A 20,441-nucleotide genomic window follows, 5' to 3' on the forward strand; every position below is an offset into this window, starting at 1 on the left:
TGTCGCACTGAGATAATCGATCGGGTCGCACGGTGCGATCCGGCGATCGTCGTGGCGGCCATCGGACAGCGCAATAATCGACATGGCTGCGCGCCGAACCGTTCCTGGTTCGGCGCGCTGCCGTGAGGTACGGCGGATCGCTGGTACCGCAGGCCCGGATAGCAGGAGAGTGGATTGATGCGAGGAACGAAAGCCGCACTGCTGGTTGCCATGCTGGCGCTCACGATCGGCGCAGGCACCGCGACCGCCGAACCGGTCGATCAGCCGAGCGTGCACGGACCGATCTCCGCGCCGATGGCCCTGCTCACGCTCACCAAGATCCCGAACGGCTGGCAGACCCGAGTCGATCTACGCCCGCAACTGGAGGTATCCAGCGACGGACGAGCCGTGAAGATCCCCGACGCCGTTGCCGCGGAACGCAATCCGGACAACCTGCCACAAAAACTCACCGGCCACATCCCACCCGACGTACTAGCCGCCGCCCTCACCGAAACCCGAGCCCTGGCCACCGTCGACTTCGGCATGCCCAACATCACCGACCAGGGCAGCCAGATCATCGACCTGATGCCCCAAGCCCCCGAAGAAGACGCCCACCTGGTCGTCTACGCCCCCGAATTCACCGAGGGCCTGGCCCCAGAACAACAAGCAGCCCGCAAACGCTTCACCGACCTCTACCGCAAACTCCTCGACGCCTTCGTCCAAGACGCCTAGCCCGCCCCACGCACCAACTCACCCGCCGCCCACGAAATCGCCGGCAATCTCGTGCGCAGCGCGCTAATCCATACGCAGCACGACAGTCCATGCACAGCCCGCCCGGCACTCCGTTGTCCTGCACCGAAGCCAGCGCCACACCGCGCACCAAGTTGCCCGCCGCGCACGAATTCGTCGGCAATCTCATACGCGGCGCGCTAATCCATACGCAGCACAGTCCATGCGCGGCCCGCCCGGCACCCCGTCACGGCCCGGCCGGCACTCCGTCGTCCTGCGCCAAAGCCAGCGGCACGCCACGCTCCAAGTTGCCCGCCGCGCACGAAATCGCCGACAATCTCGTACGCGACGCAACATTCCATACGCAGCACAACACTCCATGTGCGGCCCGGCCAGCACTCCGTTGTCCTGCGCCAAAGCCAGCGCCACGCCGCGCACCAAGTCGCCCGCCGCACACGAAATCGTCGGCAATCTCGTACGCGGCGCGCTAATCCATACGCAGCGAAAGAACGCACCCACGGCACAGCAACCGTCACTACCCCGAACGGTTGCCGGGCAACAGCCGCACTCTCTCTCGGGATCCGCACTCACAGTAGGGGCACAGAGCCAGTGCGGATCCCGAGGGAGAGTGCAGATCCGACCACTACGACTCGCTCGTGTCCAAAGCGCTTGTGACGCAACCCGATCGTCGCGCGAGAACCCGTCCGTACACCCACTGTGCCAGCCGAACACCGCCTGTACTGGGTGTGGGGCTGACACAGCGGGAGCGCGGCGGTAGCTTCACCACCCCGGGAGCCGAGATTCGCTGGTTTTCGAGCTCTCGAAACGCCACCACAGCCAGGTGACCACCTCGGGAACGCGACATCACGCGCCTGACGCGCACCTAAAGTCGGGTACGGCACACGACGCGCCCAGCACTACTCACAAGAAAACATGGGATCAGGTCTTCAGCTCACTGGACAGGTCATCGCCTGGAGTCCCTAAGAAGCACTTGCCCGGATAAGTGCACCTTTCCGAGGGGCTGTTTGTGTACTGGCCCGGGTTTGTGTACGCACAGAGAACTCCGGTGGTGTGCTGGCTCCGAGGTTGTCGACTGGTTCATCAGATGACCGGAGTAGTGCTGGGCACGTCAGGTGGGGTACCCGACCTGCTCTTCCGCGGCTTGTGATGGGCAACGCTTGAGTTCCAGCGTGAAGACTGGCTGTGGTCCGGTTGAAAGATGCTCGGGAAAAGCGCGGCGAGTCACGTGGGCGCTGGCGTCGGCATCATCGAGCAGAGTCAAATGGTCGTTGGCGTCATCGAGCAGAGTCATATGGTTGCTGGTGAAGATCGTTTAGCGACCATATGACTCTCGACTCGATGGTTAGCCGGTGTTCCTGATCTACGGACACTCCGTACGCCTCACAGCAACGGACGTATAGCGGGTGGAGGCGTACGGAAAGTCTGTACGGCTGACGGTGGGGTCTGCGGTTGCACGGTCGACGGGACCCGGGGTGGTGCTATCGGCGAAATCTGCACTCTCACTCGGGATCTGCACTCGGAATAGGGCCCTATTGCGAGTGCAGATCCCGAGTGTGAGTGCGGATTTTGGTGCGCGGTGGGTGTGCTGCGCCCGGACGGCGAACAGCCCGGCCCGAACGTTCGCTCGGGTCGGGCTGTGCTGGGCGATACGGTTAGAACTGGTCCTGTTCGTAGTCCGATGTGACGATCTCGTCGGAGTGGGTGGCGCCGATGACGTCTGGGGTGGATTCGCCGAGGGGGCCGGTGAGGTCGTCGTTGCCGGTGGCGCTTTGGTAGGGCTGCACGGTGCGGGAGTGTTCGTCCTCGCCGCGCTGTCCGCCTGCGGCGCCGGCGCCGCCGCCCATGAAGCTGTTGCCCGCGCCGGTGCCCGCGGCGCTGGTGCTCGGGGAGCCGGTCGCGCCGGGGCCGAAGGCGGTGCTGCCGGGGACGCCGCTGATCGGGCGGATCGGCGACATGCTGGTGCCGGGGACGGCGGTGACCTTGGGCATCGACGGAATGCCGGGGGTGCCGGGGCGACTGCTCGGGCTGCCCGTGCCGGTCCGGCTCGGGCTGCCCGGCACACCGGTCGGGATGCCGTGGCTGGTGGTGCTCGGGGTGCTCGGGCTGTTCACCGACGCGGCCGTGGTCGAATTCTGCGTGCCGGTAGGCGAATTGAGGCCGGCGGCCTGGGTCGCGGTGTCGGACGCGGTCGATTGCGCCTGCTCCAGGATGGGCTGGCCGACGTTCTGCGCCAGCGCCTGCGCGACCTCCTGCGGGGCAGGCCCGCCGCCGGGCGCGACCAGCTGCTGCACCATGCCGCTCAGCTCGCCCGTCTTGCCCGCCAGATCGCCGCGGGTGGCGTTGACGATGCCGACGGCCTGACCGAGGTGCTCGGTGGCCGAGGCCATCAGCGCGGCCTGGGCGGGCGGGGTCAGGATCACCGGCGCCATCGCGGCCGCCTGGCTGGCGAACGACGAAGCGACGGTGAGCAATTGCCCGTTGCCCTGCTGCACCACCGCGGCGGCCTTCTGGGTGAGTTCGGAGATGTCGATGCCGCGCTTGCTGGTTTCCTGGCCTTCGACATTGTTCTGCTGGCTGGTGGCCTGCGCGTTGCGCGCGGCCTGGCTCTGCCACAGCTGTTCGACGGTGGTCATGCTGCCCTTGCCCACCTGCATGGCCATGTCGATGACCTTGGAGGACTGGCTCAGGATCGCGGTCGGGTCGAGCGCGCCGATGACGCCGGAGCCGAAGCTGCTGAGCAGATCGAGGATCGGCTTGATCAGCATGTCGACGCCGGGCAGCGCGGGCACCGCGATGCCCTGCATGAGCGCGGCGACCGGGTCGGCGGGCAGGGCGGGCAGCGAGGTCGGGATGGCGGCGGTGGCCTGGCTGATCGCGGCGGCGACGGTGCTCGGCGCGGAGCCGACGGCACCGTTCAGGACGCCGGTGGCCTGGTCGATCGCCTGGTTCACCGGAGCGGCGACGTGCTGCAGTGCGTGGTGCGTGTCACCGAGCAGGGCCGAAACATCGGACGGGACACCGGAAATGCCCTGCGCGTCCGGCGTCTGATTGCCGTTGAGTCCCGGCAGACCGCCCGGCATACCCATGGCGTTGTGCTGGTCTTCGCTGAGCCGCTTGGACAGCACGAACTCCGGCGGCTCGAACGGCGGCATATCGTCGGGCACCTGGCCGAGCGGCACATCGAGGATGGCCTGGGCCGCCGAGTTGTGCGTCGCGTCGAGCACGGCCTGCTGGGCGATGGCCACGTGCTGGTCGGCGGAGTGCGCCATCGCGAGTTCTTCGGGCGCGATCACCCCGCTGTCGAGCGGCTTCATACGGCGCCGCCGATCTGGTTGCCGATGGCGTTCAGCGCGCCGGCACTGGACCAGTCGGTCGCGTCGTACGCCGCGGCGGCGCTGAACGCGGACTCCGAGAGCTTGTTGTACTTGGCCGAAAGGTCGTTGATGTCCTTCGCCTGCAGCACCTGTGCCGCGGCGAACATCGCCAGGTAATCCGCCCCGATCAAGCCGAACACCGGCACGAGTGCCGAGACGTTCTTGACCGCGTCGAAATTACCTGCCCCCGCAAGATCACCGGCGATGCCCGCGTTCGTGGCGGCGAACGCCCGGACCGCGTCGGTCTCTACCGAGAGATCACTCATCGAGTTGCCCCCCAAATCGTCGTGCACATCAGTGTCGTGAACTTCTTCGTCGTCACCGTCTGCCCATTGCCGAACGGCATGACCGCTACGGATGGGCCCAATATAGCGGACGGTACCGGCAACTTTCGAGCCCATCGCGACGTTCACAGAGGGAATGCCGAGGTTGGCAGTGGGAATGGAAAGGAACTGGAACGTGTTGCAAATTAGAACAAGTTCTATATTCTCGATGCCATGAAGGTCGCAGTGACCGGCGCAGCCGGCTACCTTGGCACGAATCTGCTCCGCCTGCTCGTCGCGCGCGGCCACGAAGTCACGGCTATCGATCGAGCGGTGCCACCGACGACCGAGGAGCCGAACGTCACCTGGGTCAGCGGCAACGTGCTCGATCCGGCGTCGATGCGGGAGACGCTGCAGGGCGCCGAGGTCGTTTATCACCTGGTCGCGGTGATCACCCTCGCCGAGAAGCACGACCTGGCCTGGAAGGTGAACACCGAGGGCGTCCGGGTCGTCGCCGAAGCCGCACTCGCGGCCGGCGTGCGACGGATGGTGCACGCCAGCTCGATTCACGCGTTCAACCAGTACAGCTGCGGCGGCAGTATCAATGAGAGCGCCCCGCGCTCGACAGATTCCGCGCTCCCCGTCTATGACCGTTCCAAGTGGGCGGGCGAGGTCGCGCTCCGCAAGGTGATCGACCAGGGCCTCGACGCGGTGCTGTGCAACCCGACCGGCGTGTTCGGCCCCCTCGACTACAGCAAGCCGCTCTCCCGCATCAACCGCACGCTGAAAGACGCCGCGCAGGGCCGCATTCCGGCGATGATCGGCGGCGGCTTCGACCTGGTCGACGTGCGCGACGTCGCCCAAGGCCTGATCCTGGCCGGCGAAAGCGGCCGCACCGGCGAGAATTACTTGCTCGGCGGCGAGATGATCTCGATGCTCGACCTCTGCCGACTTGCTGCCAACCACGGCGGTAAGCGCGGCCCGCGCTTCTCCATCTCACCCAAGCTCGTGGCGGGCGCGATCCCGGTGCTCGCACCGATCGGCAAACTCTTCAAATCCGACATCGTCTCGAAAGCCGCACTGGGCGCGCTGATTTCGGCACCGATGGTGGATCACGGCAAAGCCGAACGCGAGCTCGGCTACCGCCCGCGCCCCACCGATGAGACCGTCCGCGACCTCGTCGCCTTCTTCACCGATCCGACCACGTTGACGCCGGACACCCGGCAGATCGCCTGACCTCCCCGAACGGCACCCGGAGCGGCTAGTCAAGTTTGCCTAGTCGCCCACCGGGTGTTATTTTTGGGCAGCTAGCCAAATTTGGCTAGCTGTGAACGAAAGGCTGGGCAAGATGGCAGGCGAAGTGACAACGCCGATACTGCCGTGCGAATCGATCGATGAGGTCGCCGACTTCTATCGGATGCTCGGATTCGAACAGACCTACTACCAGACGCGTCCGAACCCCTATGTGTGCATACGACGCGAGGACATCAACCTGCATTTCAATGGGATACCGGGGTTCGACCCGGCCGATTCCTATGGCACGTGCATAGTGGCCGTCCCCGACACCGGCGCGCTGTTCGCCTCGTTCGCCGAGGGAATGCGCGCGGTGCACGGCAAGCTACTGGTCACCGGCACGCCCCGGATCACCCGGCCGCGCAAGCGAAAGAACGCCGACAACCTGGCCGGCTTCGTGGTGGTCGACCCCGGCGGTAACTGGATTCGATTCTTCCCACAAACCCCGGCGCCGACCGAGGACGAGCCGGACCGCAGCAGACTCCGCAAGGCCTTCGACAACGCCGTCGTCCTGGCAGATTCGAAGGGCGACAACGCCCAGGGTGCCAAGATTCTCGATGGTGCCCTGGCGCGCGAGTCGCACAGCGCGACCACAATCGACCTCGTCGAAGCCCTGACCTACCGCACCGAACTGGCCGTTCGCATGAACGACCCCGAACTCGCCCGCCAACTACTCGCCCGCATTCGAGCAGTCCCGCTCACCGAGACCGACCGCGACGCCCTCGCCGACGCCCTCGCCAATGCCGATGAACTACAACGAATTTCCTCCGACTGAAAGGACCCCATGTCCGCGGTTCGCCTGCTCGTACTCGGCGCCGTCCGACGCCGCGACCGCGCCCACGGCTACCAGGTACGCGCGGACCTGGAGTCCTGGGGCGCGCACGAGTGGGCGGGCCTGAAGTCCGGCTCCATCTACCACGCACTCAAAGCCATGACCGCCGAGGAACTGCTGCTCGCCCACGAAACCACCCCGAGCACCACCGGCGGACCGCCACGCATCGAATACGAGACCACCGACGCCGGCGACCAGGCCTACTTCGCCCTGCTCCGCACCGCTCTCTCGCAACGCGACCCGCGCATGGACGTGCTCGCCGCCGCCGTCGGCCTCATCGACGACCTCCCCCGCGCCGAAGCCATCGCCCTGCTCCGGCAGCGCGCCAACGCTATGGAGGTGTGGCGAGCGGCCGTCACCGTCGACCTCCCGCCAGGCACCGACCTCGACACCTGGGGACCGGTCGGCGAGGTCCTCGGCCTGTGGCTGCACACCGCGGACTCCCGCGCCGAGTGGACGCAGCGCCTGCTGCGCCGTCTCGAGGCAGGCGCGTTCGAGATGGCGGACGACAAACCCGGACGTGATCGCTAGCGCGTGGCGTTTTCTTGTCAGCAGGCGTCGTTTTCGCCACTGGTGCCGCGCACGGCGATTGCCGAAGAATCGCTGATGTCCCGAAAACGAGGAGATCAGCATGACCGAGCCAGAAGCGACCGCCGCAATCGAAGAAATGCTCCAGGACTATTTCGACGTGCTCTACACGCAGAACATGGACCTGTTCGACCGGGTATTCCACCCTTCGGCCGTGCTCTATTCCGCCCAGGACGGCGTGGTCGTAGTTCGTCCGCGCGAGGAGTACCGCGAGCTGATGCGGGCTCGCCGATCACCGGAACAGAACCGCGCGCCCCGCAGCGATGTGATCCTCACGATCGACACGCTCTCGCCGGAAATGGCAATGGCCAAGGTGCGGCTTCGACTCAACGACAACATCATGGTCGATTACCTGAACCTGCTACTGGTCGACGGCCATTGGATGATCGTGGCCAAGCTCTATCACCGCGAGGGAACCGCCCCGGACGTGCGGTAACACCAGCGTGGCGCACACCGGACCGCTCCGTCGCCGCGATTAGCCTTGGCCAATGCTGCGCACGATCGCCGCCGTTCTGGTCGAGGATTTCACGCCGTTCGAACTGGGTGTGGTCTGCGAGGTTTTCGGCGTGGACCGGACCAGCGAGGGCGGCCCGGCATTCGATTTCCGGGTATGTGGTGAACGGCCCGGCGAACCCCTGCACTGCGACCAAGGTTTCGCCGTCGTGCCGTCGGCCGGATTGACCGGGCTGGCCGACGCCGATCTGGTGATCGTCCCGGCAGCCGCGGTGCGGGGCGACTACGCACCGGCCGTTCTCGACGCATTGCGTGCCGCGGCGAACCGAAACACGACGCTGCTGTCGGTGTGCAGCGGCGCCTATCTGCTCGGTGCCGCCGGTTTGCTGGATGGCCGCCGGTGCACCACGCACTGGCGCTACATCGAGGATTTCCAGCGACGGTTCCCGCGGGCGGACATCGATCCGGACGTGCTGTTCGTCGATGACGGATCGATCGTCACCAGCGCGGGCACCGCGGCGGGCATCGATGCCTGCCTGCATCTCGTACGCCGCGAAATAGGCTCCGCCGCAGCGAATCTGATCGCCAGACGGATGGTCGTCGCACCACATCGGGAGGGCGGGCAGCGCCAGTTCGTCGAGCGGCCGGTGCCGGTCACCGCCGGAACCAGCCTGCAACCGGTACTCGACGACATCCTCGACGACCTGACCGTCGAACACACCGTCCCCGAACTCGCCCGCCGGGCCAGTATGTCGACCCGCACGCTGCTGCGCCGTTTCACCGCCGAAACCGGCACCACCCCGCACCGCTGGCTCACCTTGCAACGCATCCGCCACGCCCAGCAGCTGCTCGAGGACACCACTCTGGATGTCGAACAGATCGCTCGCGCAACCGGAATGGGCACCGGGCCGCTACTGCGTCACCACTTCCGCCGCATCGTCGGCGTGACACCCACGGAATACCGCGCCACTTTCGCCGCCCGGACGCCTGATCGTCCCGACAGGTCTTAGCTGTCACCGCGTCTTGACGATCGGCAAACTTGCTTTGCGGAACCGGCAAACCCTGGGCACAGTGACCGTATGAGTGACGAATTCGAGGCTGTCCTGGCTGCCGTCGGCCCGCGGCTGCGCCGGTTGCGCCGCGGCAGGGGGACCACACTGACCGCGTTGTCGGCGAGCACCGCCATTCCGATCAGCACGCTGTCGCGGCTCGAGTCCGGGCAGCGTAACCCCGGCCTCGGGCTGCTGTTGCGACTGGCGAAGGCCTATCGGATGCCGCTCGACGAACTCGTCGGCGCCCCGGCCAGCGGCGATCCACGGGTGTACCCGCAGCCGTTCCTCCGCAACCGAATGACCGTTATCCCGTTGGCGCGCAATCCCGGTGGGCTACAGGTGTTCAAGCAGGTCCTGCCGGGCGGCCCGACCGACGTCCGACCCGAACCGCGTTCGCACGACGGCTACCACTGGCTCTATGTCCTCAACGGGCGACTCCGCGCCGTACTCGGCGACCAGGACCTCGTCCTCAACGCGGGCGAGGTCGCCGAGTTCGACACCGAACTGCCGCACTGGTTCGGCAACGCCGACACCGAGCCGGTCGAATTCCTCAGCATCCTCGGCCCCCAGGGCAAACGTCTCCGCACCAGAGCCCGCTACCGACTCGCCTGACGCTCGCCGCTTCAGTCATCGGCAGGCACGAAGTTGGAGTATTCCTCGATCCGGGTGATCAGGCCGTCATCGTCGAAGCGGAAGTAGACCGCGGCGTGGACCTCGCCGCGCATTCCCTCCTTGGTGGCGACGTGCACGACGTGCTGTTGGAGGACTTCCCCTGGCCGGGAAAACTGGCGGGTGATGTCGTAGCGCATCGACTCGATGGCATCGACTTGCCCTGCCATTCCGTTGATGTTGTCCTCGATGCTCTGCTCGCCCTTTCCATCGTTGTGCCAGACGGTGGTGTCGGCGGCGCACATCGCGCGGGCGGCAGCCCAGTCGGCGGTCTCAAGGGCATGTAGGTAGGTGACGGCCTTGTGGTCGAGGTCCTCGCTCATAGTGTGCTGTTCTGCTTTCGCCGGATGGGTGGCGTGGTCGATGTCGGCGTTCGTGTAGATGAGGTGGCGTTCTCCGGCGTCGATGCGCAGGGGCAGGTGGTTGCCGGGTGGCGAGAGCGGGCAGACGAACACGGCCGGGTTCAAGTGGTGGTGGGACAGGGTGGCCCGGTTGAAGTCGACGGTCACCGTGGTACCGGGCTCCTGCAGGGGCAGGACGAGCCACCGGCCGATCTCGGGGGTGGTGTCGGCGTTGGTCTCGTCGGTGAAGACGACCAGGCGCTGACCAGGAAAGTCCTCGAGGACGGCCAGCACGTATTCGGTGCCGTCGATGGTCACGGCCAGGTCGACCGGCGCCGAAATCGCTTCGGTGGTCCTCGGGGTGGTCAACCGCTCGACGCCGATGCAACGTTCTCCGGGCGCTGCCCGGTACTCACCCTCGAAGACCCAGGCCGGGTTGTACGGGTAGGTGTCGATGCCGGTGATGCCGCGGTGCTCGAGGGCCGCGTGGTCCATGACGACCATCGAGTAGGCGCCCTCGCCGCCGCCGACCAACCCGATGCGCCCTTCGGGGAACTCGAGGTCGCAGGCCGGGGGCACTTCGCTGGTTCCCGCAACGAGAGAGTGGTTGACCCGCACACCGTCAGCGGGCGTGGCGGTGACGGTGAGGGCGCCGGCCTCGTTGGTGCTCCACCGGCCGGGCACGCCGGGCAGACTGCGGGCATCGGGACCGGCGATCTTGCCGGTCGCGATCACTTTCGCTTTGCCATGGGGCCCGGCGATCTCCTGCCAGCGGCCCTGACGCCAGAGTTCATATTCGGCGGGTGAATCGGAATGGGAAACGTTCACGGAAATTGCTACCTCCTCGGCCGCTGCGCGCGGGCCGTAGTTGTTGGTTGCTGACTCGATGAGTCACCGGGCGACGGCCCATACGGTGCGCTCGGTGTGCCGAGCGAGGGTTGGGGTCACGTGCTATAGCTTGTTCACCGGGCAGGCGGCATCGGCGCGTTGATCGTGGCGAAATACTGTGCGGCGGCTGCGATTGCGATGGGTGCGGCCACCAGTAGTTGCCCGGCCACCGTGCCGAGGGCGCCGATGGCCACCACCCCGCCGAGGCAGCCGACGGCGGCGGCCGGGATGAACGGACCGAACATCCCCACGATCGTCGCGGCGGCCACCGTGGCACCGGCGATGCCGCCGAGCACGCAGCCGACGGCCGCGCCACCGAGGCCGCCGACCAGCGCGCCGATGCCGGTACCGACGCCGATGGTGCTCGTCATCCGCGCCCAAGCGGCTTGTTCGCGCTCGTAGGGCGTCTTGAACGATGCGGTGTCCTCGAAGGGGAGGGCGACCGGCTGGTACACCGCGCGTGCCGGATCGAGGCGCGGAGTCAGGGTGGCGGTACGGTCGCGGATCTCGGTATCGATGGGAAAGGTGAAATCGTCTACCCGGAAGGACAATTCGGTCCCGGCCAGCACCGAACCGTCGGCAGATTCGAGCTCGAGCGCGCCATTCTCGACCACGAACGTGCCGGAGTCGACAGTGATGGTGGCCGATTGGTGGTCGGTAGCGGCGGTGAAGCCGATGGGGGCGGGTCGGGTGCCGGGGTCGGCCGGGACGGTGGCGGCAAGGCCGACGGTGGCGGTGATCATGGTGGCGATGGCGGTGAGCGAGACACAGGTGCGCATGACGACAGGCCGTCTGATGCTGCTCGGACGTGGGTGGACCATGTCCGTCACGCTAGGTCGGCTTGCGTAGATAGCAAACGGCCATCCAGTATGCGCAAAAATTATCGCGCCGAGGGTGCGGCACACGCATAGACATGCCGGTCCTGCCACTCATGCTGACGCAGCAGATTGCGCATCAGACGAACATATGTTCGACTGGATCGGTGCGGTGGCAAAGCCAAACCCTCAACGCCGACGACGGCGCGCTGCCCGGGCTCACCCGGGCGGGTTTGACGCGCACCGTGCAAACTCCCGAGTTCGAGGGCATCACCTTCCATGAGGTGCTGTGCAAGAGCGCGCTGAACAAGATGCCGGAGAGCTCGGGTCTGCCGTTCGGCTGGACGATCAATCCGATGCGCGGCTGCTCACACGCCTGCCGCTACTGCTTCGCCCGCCCGAGCCACGAGTACCTGGATCTGGACGCGGGCAAGGATTTCGACTCCCAGATCGTGGTGAAGACGAATATCGCCGCGGTGCTGCGCAAGGAACTCAACCGGCGCTCCTGGCATCAGGAGCCGGTCGCGCTCGGCACGAACACCGACCCGTATCAGCGGGCCGAAGGCCGATACCGGTTGATGCCGGGCATCATTCGCGCCCTCACCGATTCGGGTACGCCGTTCTCCATCCTGACCAAGGGCACCCTGCTGCGCCGGGACCTGCCGCTGCTCACCCTGGCCGCGCGCGAGGTGCGGGTCAGCGTGGCGGTATCGATCGCGATCTTCGATCTGGACCTGCATCACAGCCTGGAAACCGGCACCCCGTCACCAAAGGCCCGCCTGGAGATGGTGCGCGCGCTCACCGACGCCGGGTTCGACGTGAATGTCATGGTGGCGCCGGTGATTCCGTACCTCACCGACGGCAAGGATCACCTGGACGGACTGTTCGGCGCGATCGCCGAGGCCGGCGCGCACTCGGCCGTCGCCTTCCCGATGCACCTGCGCGGCGCCACCCGGGGCTGGTTCCTCGGCTGGCTCGCCGAGCAGCATCCGGCGCTGGTCCGCCGCTACCGTCAGCTGTACGGCCGTGGCGCTTATGTGACGCCCGAGTACGCGACCTGGCTACGCGGCCGACTGGACCCACTCCTGCGGCGACACGCCTTGCAGCGGGAAATACCGGCGGAACCGGTGACACCACCGGAAAGTCCACACGCCGCCGACCCGCAGCTGGCATTGTTCGGCTGACGCCTCGAGCACCGGGCCGCCGGTGAACTTCACGCATTACCAGTGAACCTCACATATCGGGCGGACGCACCGCCCGGTGCGGAGTACGTTGGCGATGGCACCCTCTCATAGCGAGGAAGTGAAGCAGGCAGATGGTTTCGCATCACAACGAGGTCGGCACAGCCCAAAACACTGCCGACGCAGCGAAATTGGAAAAGGTGGTCATCCGGTTCGCCGGTGACTCCGGCGACGGCATGCAGCTGACCGGTGATCGTTTCACCCACGAAGCGGCCGCGTTCGGCAACGACCTCGCCACCCAGCCCAACTTCCCCGCCGAGATCAGGGCGCCACAGGGCACGTTACCTGGCGTTTCGTCGTTCCAGATCCAGATCGCCGACTACGACATCCTCACCGCGGGCGACCAGCCGGACGTGCTCGTCGCGATGAATCCGGCCGCGTTGAAGGCGAACCTGGAGGATCTGCCGCGCGGCGCCACGGTGATCGTGAACACCGACGAGTTCACCAAGCGCAACCTCACCAAGGTCGGCTACGCCGCCGACCCGCTCGACGACGGCACGCTCTCGGATTTCGTGCTGCACCGCGTCCCGATGACCTCGCTCACCCTCGGTGCCACCGAGTCCACCGGCGTCGGCAAGAAGGACGGGCAGCGCGCGAAGAACATGTTCGCGCTCGGCCTGCTGTCCTGGATGTACGGGCGGCCGATCGGCGGCACCGAGAAGTTCATGCGGGAGAAGTTCGCCGCGAAACCGGACATCGCCGAGGCCAATGTGCTGGCGTTCCGGGCGGGCTGGAACTACGGCGAGACCACCGAAAGTTTCGCCACCACTTACCAAATCGCGCCCGCGAAACTGCCGCCGGGCACCTACCGGCAGATCACCGGCAATACCGCGCTCGCGTACGGACTGGTCGCGGCGGGACAGCTGGCAGGCCTGCCGGTTTTCCTCGGCACCTATCCGATCACGCCGGCCTCGGACATCCTGCACGAGCTGAGCAAGCACAAGAACTTCGGCGTCACCACCTTCCAGGCCGAGGACGAGATCGCGGGAATCGGTGCGGCACTTGGCGCTTCGCTGGGCGGCGCGCTCGGCGTCACCAGCACCTCCGGCCCGGGGCTCGCGCTGAAGAGCGAAACCATCGGTCTCGCGGTGATGACGGAACTGCCGCTGCTGGTGATCGATGTGCAGCGCGGCGGACCGTCCACCGGCCTGCCGACCAAGACCGAGCAGGCCGACCTGCTGCAGGCGTTGTACGGACGCAACGGCGAATCGCCGGTCGCCGTGCTCGCGCCGCGCTCCCCCGCCGACTGCTTCGCCACCGCGGTCGAGGCGGCCCGGATCGCGCTCACCTATCGCACGCCGGTGCTGCTGCTGTCCGACGGTTCGATCGCGAATGGTTCAGAGCCCTGGTCGATTCCGCGGGTCGCCGACCTCGCGCCGATCGATCCGGCGTTCGAGCCCGACGGCGACGACGCGGATCCGTTCCAGCCCTACGCCCGCGACCCGGAAACCCTGGCCAGGCCGCTCGCCGTGCCGGGAACCAAGGGGCGCGCGCACCGGATCGGCGGCCTGGAGAAGGCCGACGGCAGCGGCAACATCTCCTACGATCCGGCCAATCATGAACTGATGGTTCGGTTGCGGCAGGCCAAGATCGACGGCATCAGCGTGCCCGATCTCGAAGTCGACGATCCGGACGGGCGGGCCGAACTGCTGATCATCGGCTGGGGCAGCTCGTACGGTCCGATCGGCGAGGCCTGTCGCCGGGCGCGCCGACGTGGCGTGCCGGTCGCGCAGGCGCACCTGCGGCATCTGAATCCGTTGCCCGCCAACCTCGGTGCGGTACTGCGGAGCTATCGCACGGTGGTCGCGCCGGAGATGAACGGCGGCCAGCTCGCGCTGCTGTTGCGCGGGAAGTACCTGGTCGATGTGCGGCCGTGGACGAAGATCGCGGGCACCGCGTTCTCCGCGCAGGAACTCGTCGGGGTGATCGACGCCGCGTTGGACGGCTCGATCGAGGAGATGGAACAGGACAAGGCCTTCGCCGCCCGAGCGCGGGCCAGCTACGTCACGACCGGGGGTACCGAATGACCATCGTGGAAACCTCGCTTGCCGGCACGGATCTGGGCCTGACCGGGCTGTCCGGCGTGCCCGCCGCGCCGGGTCCGCAGAAGGTGAAGGACTTCACCACCGATCAGGAGGTGCGCTGGTGCCCCGGTTGCGGTGACTACGTGATCCTGGCGACCGTGCGCGGCTTCCTCGCCGAGCTCGGATTGCGCAGGGAGAACCTGATGTTCGTCTCCGGGATCGGCTGCTCCAGCCGCTTCCCGTATTACCTCGAGGCGTACGGCATCCACTCCATCCACGGCCGCGCACCCGCGATCGCCACCGGGCTCGCGGTGACCCGCCCCGACCTGTCGGTCTGGGTGGTGACCGGCGACGGCGACGCGCTGTCCATCGGCGGCAACCATCTCGTGCACGCGCTGCGCCGCAACGTCAACATGACGATCCTGTTGTTCAACAACCGGATCTACGGGCTCACCAAGGGCCAGTACTCGCCGACCTCGGAAGAGGGCAAGGTCACCAAGTCGACCCCGATGGGTTCGGTGGACCACCCGTTCAACACGCTGTCCATCGCGCTCGGCGCCGAAGCCACCTTCGCCGCACGGGCTTTGGACTCCGACCGCGCCGGCCTCACCGAGGTGCTGCGCGCCGCCGCCGAACACCGCGGCACCTCGTTCGTCGAAATCCTGCAGGACTGCCCGATTTTCAACGACGGCTCATTCGACGCCCTGCGCCGCGACAACGCCGCCGACCACCTCGTCCCGCTGCACCACGGCGCACCGATCCGCTTCGGCGCCGAAGGCGAATTCGCCGTCGTACAAAGCGGTTTCGGCCTCGAGGTAGTCGGCACCGACACCGTCGCCGAATCCGACATCGTCGTGCACGATGCCTACACCGACAACCCCGAGTACGCCTACGCCCTCTCCCGCCTCTCCGACCAGGGCCTGGACCACGTCGTCACCGGCATCTTCCGCAGCGTCAGCCGCCCGACATACGACGACGGCGTACGCGCCCAAACGACAATGGCCCGGGAACGCAAACCGGTCGACCAGGATTCACTGCAGTCGCTGCTCTCCGGCCAGGAAACCTGGACCATCGCCGACCACTGAATCCACCAGCACACCCCACCTCCCGGCTCCCGTCCCTCGAACGGGACATAGTGGCGGCAAAGTGCGAGTGCCCCCGCCACCATGTCCCCTTCAGCGACCAGACAAACGTCGAACGGGACATGACGGCGGCACAGTGCGAGTAGCACCGCCCTCATGTCCCGTTCGGCAAAGGCCAGGCGCAGCGGCGTCCAACCGAGAGCGAGCCCGCCCAGTTGACGCATCAGCGCGACACCGGTTCCAGCTGGACGTCCACCCTCGAACGAGACATAACGGCGGCAAAGTGCGAGTGCCCCGCCACCACATCCCGCCCGACGACCAGACAAACGTCGAACGGGACACGGCGGCGGCACAGTGCGAGTAGCACCGCCCTCGCTGTCCCGTTCGGCAAAGGCCAGGCGCGTCGGCGTCCAACCGAGGGCGAGCCCGCCCAGTTGACGCATCAGCGCGACACTGGTTCCAGCTGGACGTTCCCCCTCGAACGGGACATAACGGCGGCAAAGTGCGAGTGCCCCCGCCACCACATCCCGCCCGACGACCAGACAAACGTCGAACGGGACATGACGGCGGCACAGTGCGAGTAGCACCGCCCTCATGTCCCGTTCGGTGCAGGGTTAGGCGCGCTTGGCGAAGCCGAGGTCGATTACGGCGTCGCGTTCCTGGGTGAGCTCGGTGACGCTGGCGTCGATGCGGGTGCGGGCGAAGTCGTCGATCGGGAGGTCGGGGACGATCGTGTAGTTGCCGTCGGCGCAGGTGACGGGGAACGAGCTGATCAGGCCCTCGGGGACGCCGTAGGAGCCGTCGGACGGGACGGCCATCGAGACCCAGTCGCCGGCGGCGGTGCCGCGGACCCAGTCGTGGATGTGGTCGAGGGCGGCGCTGGCCGCGCTGGCGGCCGAGGAGGCGCCGCGGGCCTGGATGATGGCGGTGCCGCGCTGCTGCACGGTGGGGATGAAGTCGTCGGTCAGCCAGGCGTGGTCGCCGATGCTGTCGAGGGCCGGGCGGCCGTCGATAGTGGCGTGCGCGATATCCGGGAACTGGGTCGCGGAGTGGTTGCCCCAGATGGCAACTCGCGCGATGTCGGCGGCGGGCGCGCCGGTCTTCTTGGCCAGCTGCGCGATCGCGCGATTGTGGTCGAGGCGGGTCATCGCGGTGAACCGTTCGGCCGGGACGTCGGGCGCGTTGTTCATCGCGATGAACGCATTCGTGTTGGCGGGATTGCCGACCACGAGCACCTTCACGTCATCGGCGGCACTCGCGTTGATCGCGGCACCCTGCTCGGTGAAGATGGTGCCGTTGGCGGCCAGCAGATCCGACCGTTCCATCCCCGCCGTCCGCGGCCGCGCACCCACCAGCACCGCGACGTTCGCCCCGGCGAACCCCACCCACGGATCATCGCTGATGTCGATGGACTCCAACAGTGGAAACGCCCCGTCCTCCAACTCCATCGCCACCCCCTCCAGCGACGCCACCGCAGCCGGAATCTCCAACAACCGCAACCGCACCGGCGTATCCGCACCGAGCATCGCCCCGGACGCGATCCGGAACAGCAGCCCATAGGCGATCTGCCCCGCCCCTCCGGTCACGGCAACGGTCACAGGCGCGGTCCGAGCTGCGGTGTTCACGACAAAACTCCTAGCGATAGGCGGACTCTCGAATCTCACCCTAACGACTCGCACCGCCCCCGAAACCACACGGTGAGCAACACGACAGTCACCCCCGAACCGCCGACCACCTGCCGCGCACACTCCCTCCCCACGCGCACAAATCTGCCAGCAAAACTGCCCGCACCCAACGAAACCGCACGCGGCGAACGCCCCACGCGCGCGTGCGGCAGCTCCGCCAACGGCGACCACCACCTGAGTCAGCCGCCGCGCACGAACTAGCCTCGCGCGCACCGAATTGCTCGCAATTTCGTACGCATCGGGCGAAAGCATGCGCGCGGACGCCGCCGTACGCCTCAACCCCACGACTATCGACGGCAAGCCACTCAGCTCACGCTGCGCACGTATCCGCATCGCGCGCACCAAATTGCCAGCAATTGCGTACGCGGCGGGCGAAAACAGGCGCGCAGACGCCGCCGTACGCCTCGACCCCACGACTATCGACGGCAAACCGCTCAGCTCGCGCTGCGCACGTATCCACATCGCGCGCACCGAATTTACCGGCAATTACGTGCGCGGCGGGCAAAAACAGGCGCGCAAGCGCCGCCGTACGCCTCGACTCCGCGACTATCAATGGCGCGCCGCTCAGCTCGCGCTGCGCACGTATTCGCATCGCGCGCACCAAATTGCCAGCAAATTCGTACGCGGCGGGCAAAAACGAGCGCGCGGGCGCCGGCGTGCGCGTCGGCTCCGCGACTATCGACGGCAAGCCGCTCGGCTCGCGATGCGCACGTATCCGCATCGCGCGCACCAAATTGCCAGCAATTACGTACGCGGCGGGCGAAAACAGGCGCGCGGACGCCGCCTTACGCCTCGACCCCACGACTGTCGACGGCAAAGCCGCTCGGCTCGCGCTGTGCACGTATTCGCATCGCGCGCACCGAATTTGCCGGCGATTGTGTGCTCTGCGGGCGATTATGTGCGCGGTGGGTCAGGTTAGGGCGGCTACCTCGCGGTCGGTGAGGACTATCGGGGAGACGGCGTCCTTGGTGCGGGCCATTTGGACGGCGCGGTAGAGGGGGCGTTCGGGGAGGGCGGCGTCTCGGGCTTCGGCGCGTAGTTGGTGGACCAGGAGTGATGACACCGCTACGGCGGCGGCCAGTTGGCTGGTGGCCAGGGCGTCGGCCAGGCGGCGGAGGCCGAGTAGGTGCATTTCGCGGCCGCTGCCCGCGTCGGTGTACATGGCCAGGGGGATGATCTGGGAGAGTTCGCCTGCGGTGACGCGGAGCACGATGCGGCTGAGCCGGGCGGGAAAGATCAAAACTTCGACGCCGGTGGCCGCGGACACCTCGACCTGACGCTCACCGAAGAGGCGGCGGGCGTGGATCACGGTGCCCGCCATCCACATTCGACGCCGCCGCAGGGCGACCGCGTAGCCGACGGTCGGCGCGCCGACGACCAGTCCGATGGCCACCGCGATCGGCCAGCTGACCACGGTCGCGGCCAGCAGCGCGGCGCCGATGCCGATGCCCGCGGCGGCCAGCGCCAGCCGACGGAGCATCGGCGCGTACATCTCGGGCGCGACGAGGTCTAGCCCGACGGGTGGATCCGTGTGCTGCTCACCAGCATTCGACGACACAGGCCCACCTCTCCGTGACTCCGGCGCCACGTCGTGCGCGAAGTTACGTTACCCCCGTACCCCCGGCGGAGTGCGCCCTTCGAACCCACCACCTAAGACGAAACGTCGAGCGCCTCGCGAATCGCGACGATGGCCTCGTCGATCGGGATCTGGCGCTGTTCCCCGGTTGCCATATCCTTCAATCCGATTGTCTCCTCGGTAAGATCGCGATCCCCGAGCACCAGGGTGAACTTCGCACCGGACCGGTCGGCCGCTTTCATCGCGCCCTTCACGCCACGCCCGCCGTAGGCCAAATCGACACTGATTCCCGCCGCACGCAGTTGCGCGGCAAGCACCACCAGTCGCTGCTTGGCCGCATCGCCCAGCGGCACCCCGAACACCTCGCACCGCGCGGCCTCGCCCGCGGTCTTCCCTTCGGCCTGCAACGCGAGCACGGTCCGATCGACGCCGAGCCCGAATCCGATGCCGGACAACGGTTGTCCGCCGAGCTGAGCCATCAGCCCGTCGTACCGCCCGCCGCCGCCGATGCCCGACTGCGCGCCGAGCCCGTCGTGCACGAACTCGAACGTGGTCTTGGTGTAGTAGTCGAGCCCGCGCACCATCCGCGGATTCACCACGTACGGCACGCCGAGCGCGTCCAGGTACCCGAGCACCTGATCGAAGTGCGTCTTGGCCGATTCCGACAGGTGATCGATCATCAGCGGCGCGTCCGCGGTCATCTCGCGCACCTCGGGCCGCTTGTCGTCGAGCACGCGCAGCGGGTTGAGCTCGGCCCGCCGCTTGGTCTCCTCGTCGAGCGGCAGCCCGAACAGGAACTCCTGCAACAGTTCCCGATACTGCGGGCGGCAGGTCTCGTCGCCGAGCGAGGTGAGCTCCAGCCGGAAACCGTCCAGCCCGAGCCCGCGGAAGCCGGCGTCGGCGATCGCGATCACCTCGGCGTCCAGCGCGGGGTCGTCCACGCCGATCGCCTCGATGCCGACCTGCTGCAGCTGCCGGTATCGACCGGCCTGAGGGCGCTCGTAACGGAAGAACGGCCCGTTGTAGACCAACTTCACCGGAAGCTGCCCGCGATCGAGCCCGTGCTCGATTACGGCCCGCATCACGCCTGCGGTCCCCTCGGGGCGCAGCGTCACGCTGCGGTCGCCACGATCGGGGAAGGTGTACATCTCCTTGCTGACCACGTCGGTCGACTCGCCGACGCCACGGGCGAACAGCCCGGTGTCTTCGAAAACCGGCAGCTCGATATGTCCGTACCCGGCCAGTCGGGCGGCGCGGATGAGCCCGTCGCGCACCGCGACGAATTCGGCCGAGCCGGGCGGCACGTAGTCCGGGACCCCCTTCGGGGCGGAAAAGCTGCTGGTCTTGGTCACGATGGTCCAGTTTTCACCACCACGCCCCGTCAAGTCCAACCGGTTATGCCCTCGGCCCGTCGTTGTCCGTTGCGTACGCACGCTGCCGATCGGTCACTTGCGACGTCGGAGGTGAGATCCAGCTTTGTCGACGATTCGCAGCGCGGCGGGACGCAGACCCGGCTCGGCGCAGGTGCGACACGAT

General features: G+C 67.2%; 19 protein-coding genes. 11 read left to right on the plus strand and 8 right to left on the minus strand.

The features are described 5' to 3' along the window. Positions 1 to 177: 177 nt before the first annotated feature. Positions 178 to 711 (plus strand): hypothetical protein, encoded by a 534-nt coding sequence (locus ACFWF1_RS22525; protein ID WP_379287455.1) that lies wholly within the window; start codon positions 178 to 180, stop codon positions 709 to 711. A 1,126-nt stretch (positions 712 to 1,837) separates the two neighbouring features. On the opposite strand, the gene ACFWF1_RS22530 is transcribed toward ACFWF1_RS22525, so the two are convergent. The 3 genes from ACFWF1_RS22530 to ACFWF1_RS22540 form a co-directional block, all read right to left on the minus strand. Then, entirely contained in the window at positions 1,838 to 2,020 is a 183-nt protein-coding gene (locus tag ACFWF1_RS22530) for a hypothetical protein (RefSeq protein ID WP_379287454.1), read from the minus strand. A gap of 361 nt (positions 2,021 to 2,381) precedes the next feature. Continuing rightward, a complete protein-coding gene (locus ACFWF1_RS22535) occupies positions 2,382 to 4,043 on the minus strand; it encodes a hypothetical protein (RefSeq protein WP_379287452.1) in 1,662 nt (553 codons plus the stop codon). After that, positions 4,040 to 4,675 carry a type VII secretion target gene (locus tag ACFWF1_RS22540; protein ID WP_379287451.1) on the minus strand — a complete coding sequence of 212 codons (636 nt, stop codon included), beginning with the start codon at positions 4,673 to 4,675 and terminating at the stop codon, positions 4,040 to 4,042. Before ACFWF1_RS22540 ends, ACFWF1_RS22535 begins: the two co-directional genes overlap by 4 nt. On the opposite strand from ACFWF1_RS22540, the gene ACFWF1_RS22545 reads away from it, so the two are divergent. The 6 genes from ACFWF1_RS22545 (at position 4,601) to ACFWF1_RS22570 (ending at position 9,196) form a co-directional block, all read left to right on the plus strand. Continuing rightward, complete coding sequence (locus ACFWF1_RS22545) at positions 4,601 to 5,602, plus strand: NAD-dependent epimerase/dehydratase family protein (RefSeq protein WP_379287449.1); 1,002 nt, start codon at positions 4,601 to 4,603, stop codon at positions 5,600 to 5,602. The genes ACFWF1_RS22540 and ACFWF1_RS22545 overlap by 75 nt on opposite strands. Positions 5,603 to 5,714: 112 nt before the next feature. Beyond that, entirely contained in the window at positions 5,715 to 6,434 is a 720-nt protein-coding gene (locus ACFWF1_RS22550; RefSeq protein WP_379287447.1) for a VOC family protein, read from the plus strand. Between the two features lie 9 nt (positions 6,435 to 6,443). Further along, positions 6,444 to 7,022 carry a PadR family transcriptional regulator gene (locus ACFWF1_RS22555; protein WP_379287445.1) on the plus strand — a complete coding sequence of 193 codons (579 nt, stop codon included), beginning with the start codon at positions 6,444 to 6,446 and terminating at the stop codon, positions 7,020 to 7,022. Between the two features lie 100 nt (positions 7,023 to 7,122). Continuing rightward, positions 7,123 to 7,515 (plus strand): nuclear transport factor 2 family protein, encoded by a 393-nt coding sequence (locus ACFWF1_RS22560; protein ID WP_379287443.1) that lies wholly within the window; start codon positions 7,123 to 7,125, stop codon positions 7,513 to 7,515. A gap of 52 nt (positions 7,516 to 7,567) precedes the next feature. Further along, positions 7,568 to 8,542 (plus strand): GlxA family transcriptional regulator, encoded by a 975-nt coding sequence (locus ACFWF1_RS22565; RefSeq protein WP_379287441.1) that lies wholly within the window; start codon positions 7,568 to 7,570, stop codon positions 8,540 to 8,542. Positions 8,543 to 8,611: 69 nt separating this feature from the next. Next, entirely contained in the window at positions 8,612 to 9,196 is a 585-nt protein-coding gene (locus tag ACFWF1_RS22570) for a helix-turn-helix domain-containing protein (protein WP_379287440.1), read from the plus strand. Positions 9,197 to 9,207: 11 nt separating this feature from the next. Here ACFWF1_RS22570 and ACFWF1_RS22575 read toward each other — a convergent pair whose 3' ends face one another. Both ACFWF1_RS22575 and ACFWF1_RS22580 read right to left on the minus strand, forming a co-directional pair. Beyond that, positions 9,208 to 10,422, minus strand: a complete 1,215-nt coding sequence (locus ACFWF1_RS22575) for a DUF1684 domain-containing protein (RefSeq protein ID WP_379287438.1) — start codon at positions 10,420 to 10,422, stop codon at positions 9,208 to 9,210. Positions 10,423 to 10,556: 134 nt separating this feature from the next. Then, on the minus strand, positions 10,557 to 11,303 hold the full coding sequence (locus tag ACFWF1_RS22580) for a hypothetical protein (RefSeq protein WP_379287436.1): 747 nt from the start codon (positions 11,301 to 11,303) through the stop codon (positions 10,557 to 10,559). 161 nt (positions 11,304 to 11,464) lie between these two features. Here ACFWF1_RS22580 and ACFWF1_RS22585 point away from each other — a divergent pair, with 161 nt between their 5' ends. The 3 genes from ACFWF1_RS22585 to ACFWF1_RS22595 all read left to right on the plus strand — a co-directional run bounded on the left by ACFWF1_RS22585 (position 11,465) and on the right by ACFWF1_RS22595 (position 15,647). After that, on the plus strand, positions 11,465 to 12,481 hold the full coding sequence (locus ACFWF1_RS22585; protein WP_379287434.1) for an Rv2578c family radical SAM protein: 1,017 nt from the start codon (positions 11,465 to 11,467) through the stop codon (positions 12,479 to 12,481). A gap of 131 nt (positions 12,482 to 12,612) precedes the next feature. Further along, entirely contained in the window at positions 12,613 to 14,565 is a 1,953-nt protein-coding gene (locus ACFWF1_RS22590) for a 2-oxoacid:acceptor oxidoreductase subunit alpha (protein WP_379287432.1), read from the plus strand. Beyond that, entirely contained in the window at positions 14,562 to 15,647 is a 1,086-nt protein-coding gene (locus tag ACFWF1_RS22595) for a 2-oxoacid:ferredoxin oxidoreductase subunit beta (protein WP_379287430.1), read from the plus strand. Before ACFWF1_RS22590 ends, ACFWF1_RS22595 begins: the two co-directional genes overlap by 4 nt. A 611-nt stretch (positions 15,648 to 16,258) precedes the next feature. Here ACFWF1_RS22595 and ACFWF1_RS22600 read toward each other — a convergent pair. Next, positions 16,259 to 17,269, minus strand: coding sequence for a malate dehydrogenase (locus tag ACFWF1_RS22600; protein WP_379287429.1), 1,011 nt, complete (start codon positions 17,267 to 17,269; stop codon positions 16,259 to 16,261). Positions 17,270 to 17,579: 310 nt separating this feature from the next. Here ACFWF1_RS22600 and ACFWF1_RS22605 point away from each other — a divergent pair, with 310 nt between their 5' ends. Then, complete coding sequence (locus ACFWF1_RS22605; protein ID WP_379322208.1) at positions 17,580 to 18,248, plus strand: hypothetical protein; 669 nt, start codon at positions 17,580 to 17,582, stop codon at positions 18,246 to 18,248. On the opposite strand, the gene ACFWF1_RS22610 is transcribed toward ACFWF1_RS22605, so the two are convergent. Further along, the gene (locus ACFWF1_RS22610) at positions 18,240 to 18,887 is read right to left on the minus strand and encodes a hypothetical protein (RefSeq protein ID WP_379287425.1); all 648 of its coding nucleotides are present in this window, start codon (positions 18,885 to 18,887) and stop codon (positions 18,240 to 18,242) included. The two genes, ACFWF1_RS22605 and ACFWF1_RS22610, sit on opposite strands and share 9 nt — an antisense overlap. A 92-nt stretch (positions 18,888 to 18,979) precedes the next feature. Beyond that, positions 18,980 to 20,257 carry a histidine--tRNA ligase gene (gene hisS, locus ACFWF1_RS22615; protein WP_379287423.1) on the minus strand — a complete coding sequence of 426 codons (1,278 nt, stop codon included), beginning with the start codon at positions 20,255 to 20,257 and terminating at the stop codon, positions 18,980 to 18,982. Between the last annotated feature and the right edge of the window lie 184 nt (positions 20,258 to 20,441).

The sequence above is a fragment of the Nocardia sp. NPDC060255 genome (genome assembly GCF_042727395.1).
Taxonomy (GTDB): Bacteria; Actinomycetota; Actinomycetes; order Mycobacteriales; family Mycobacteriaceae; genus Nocardia.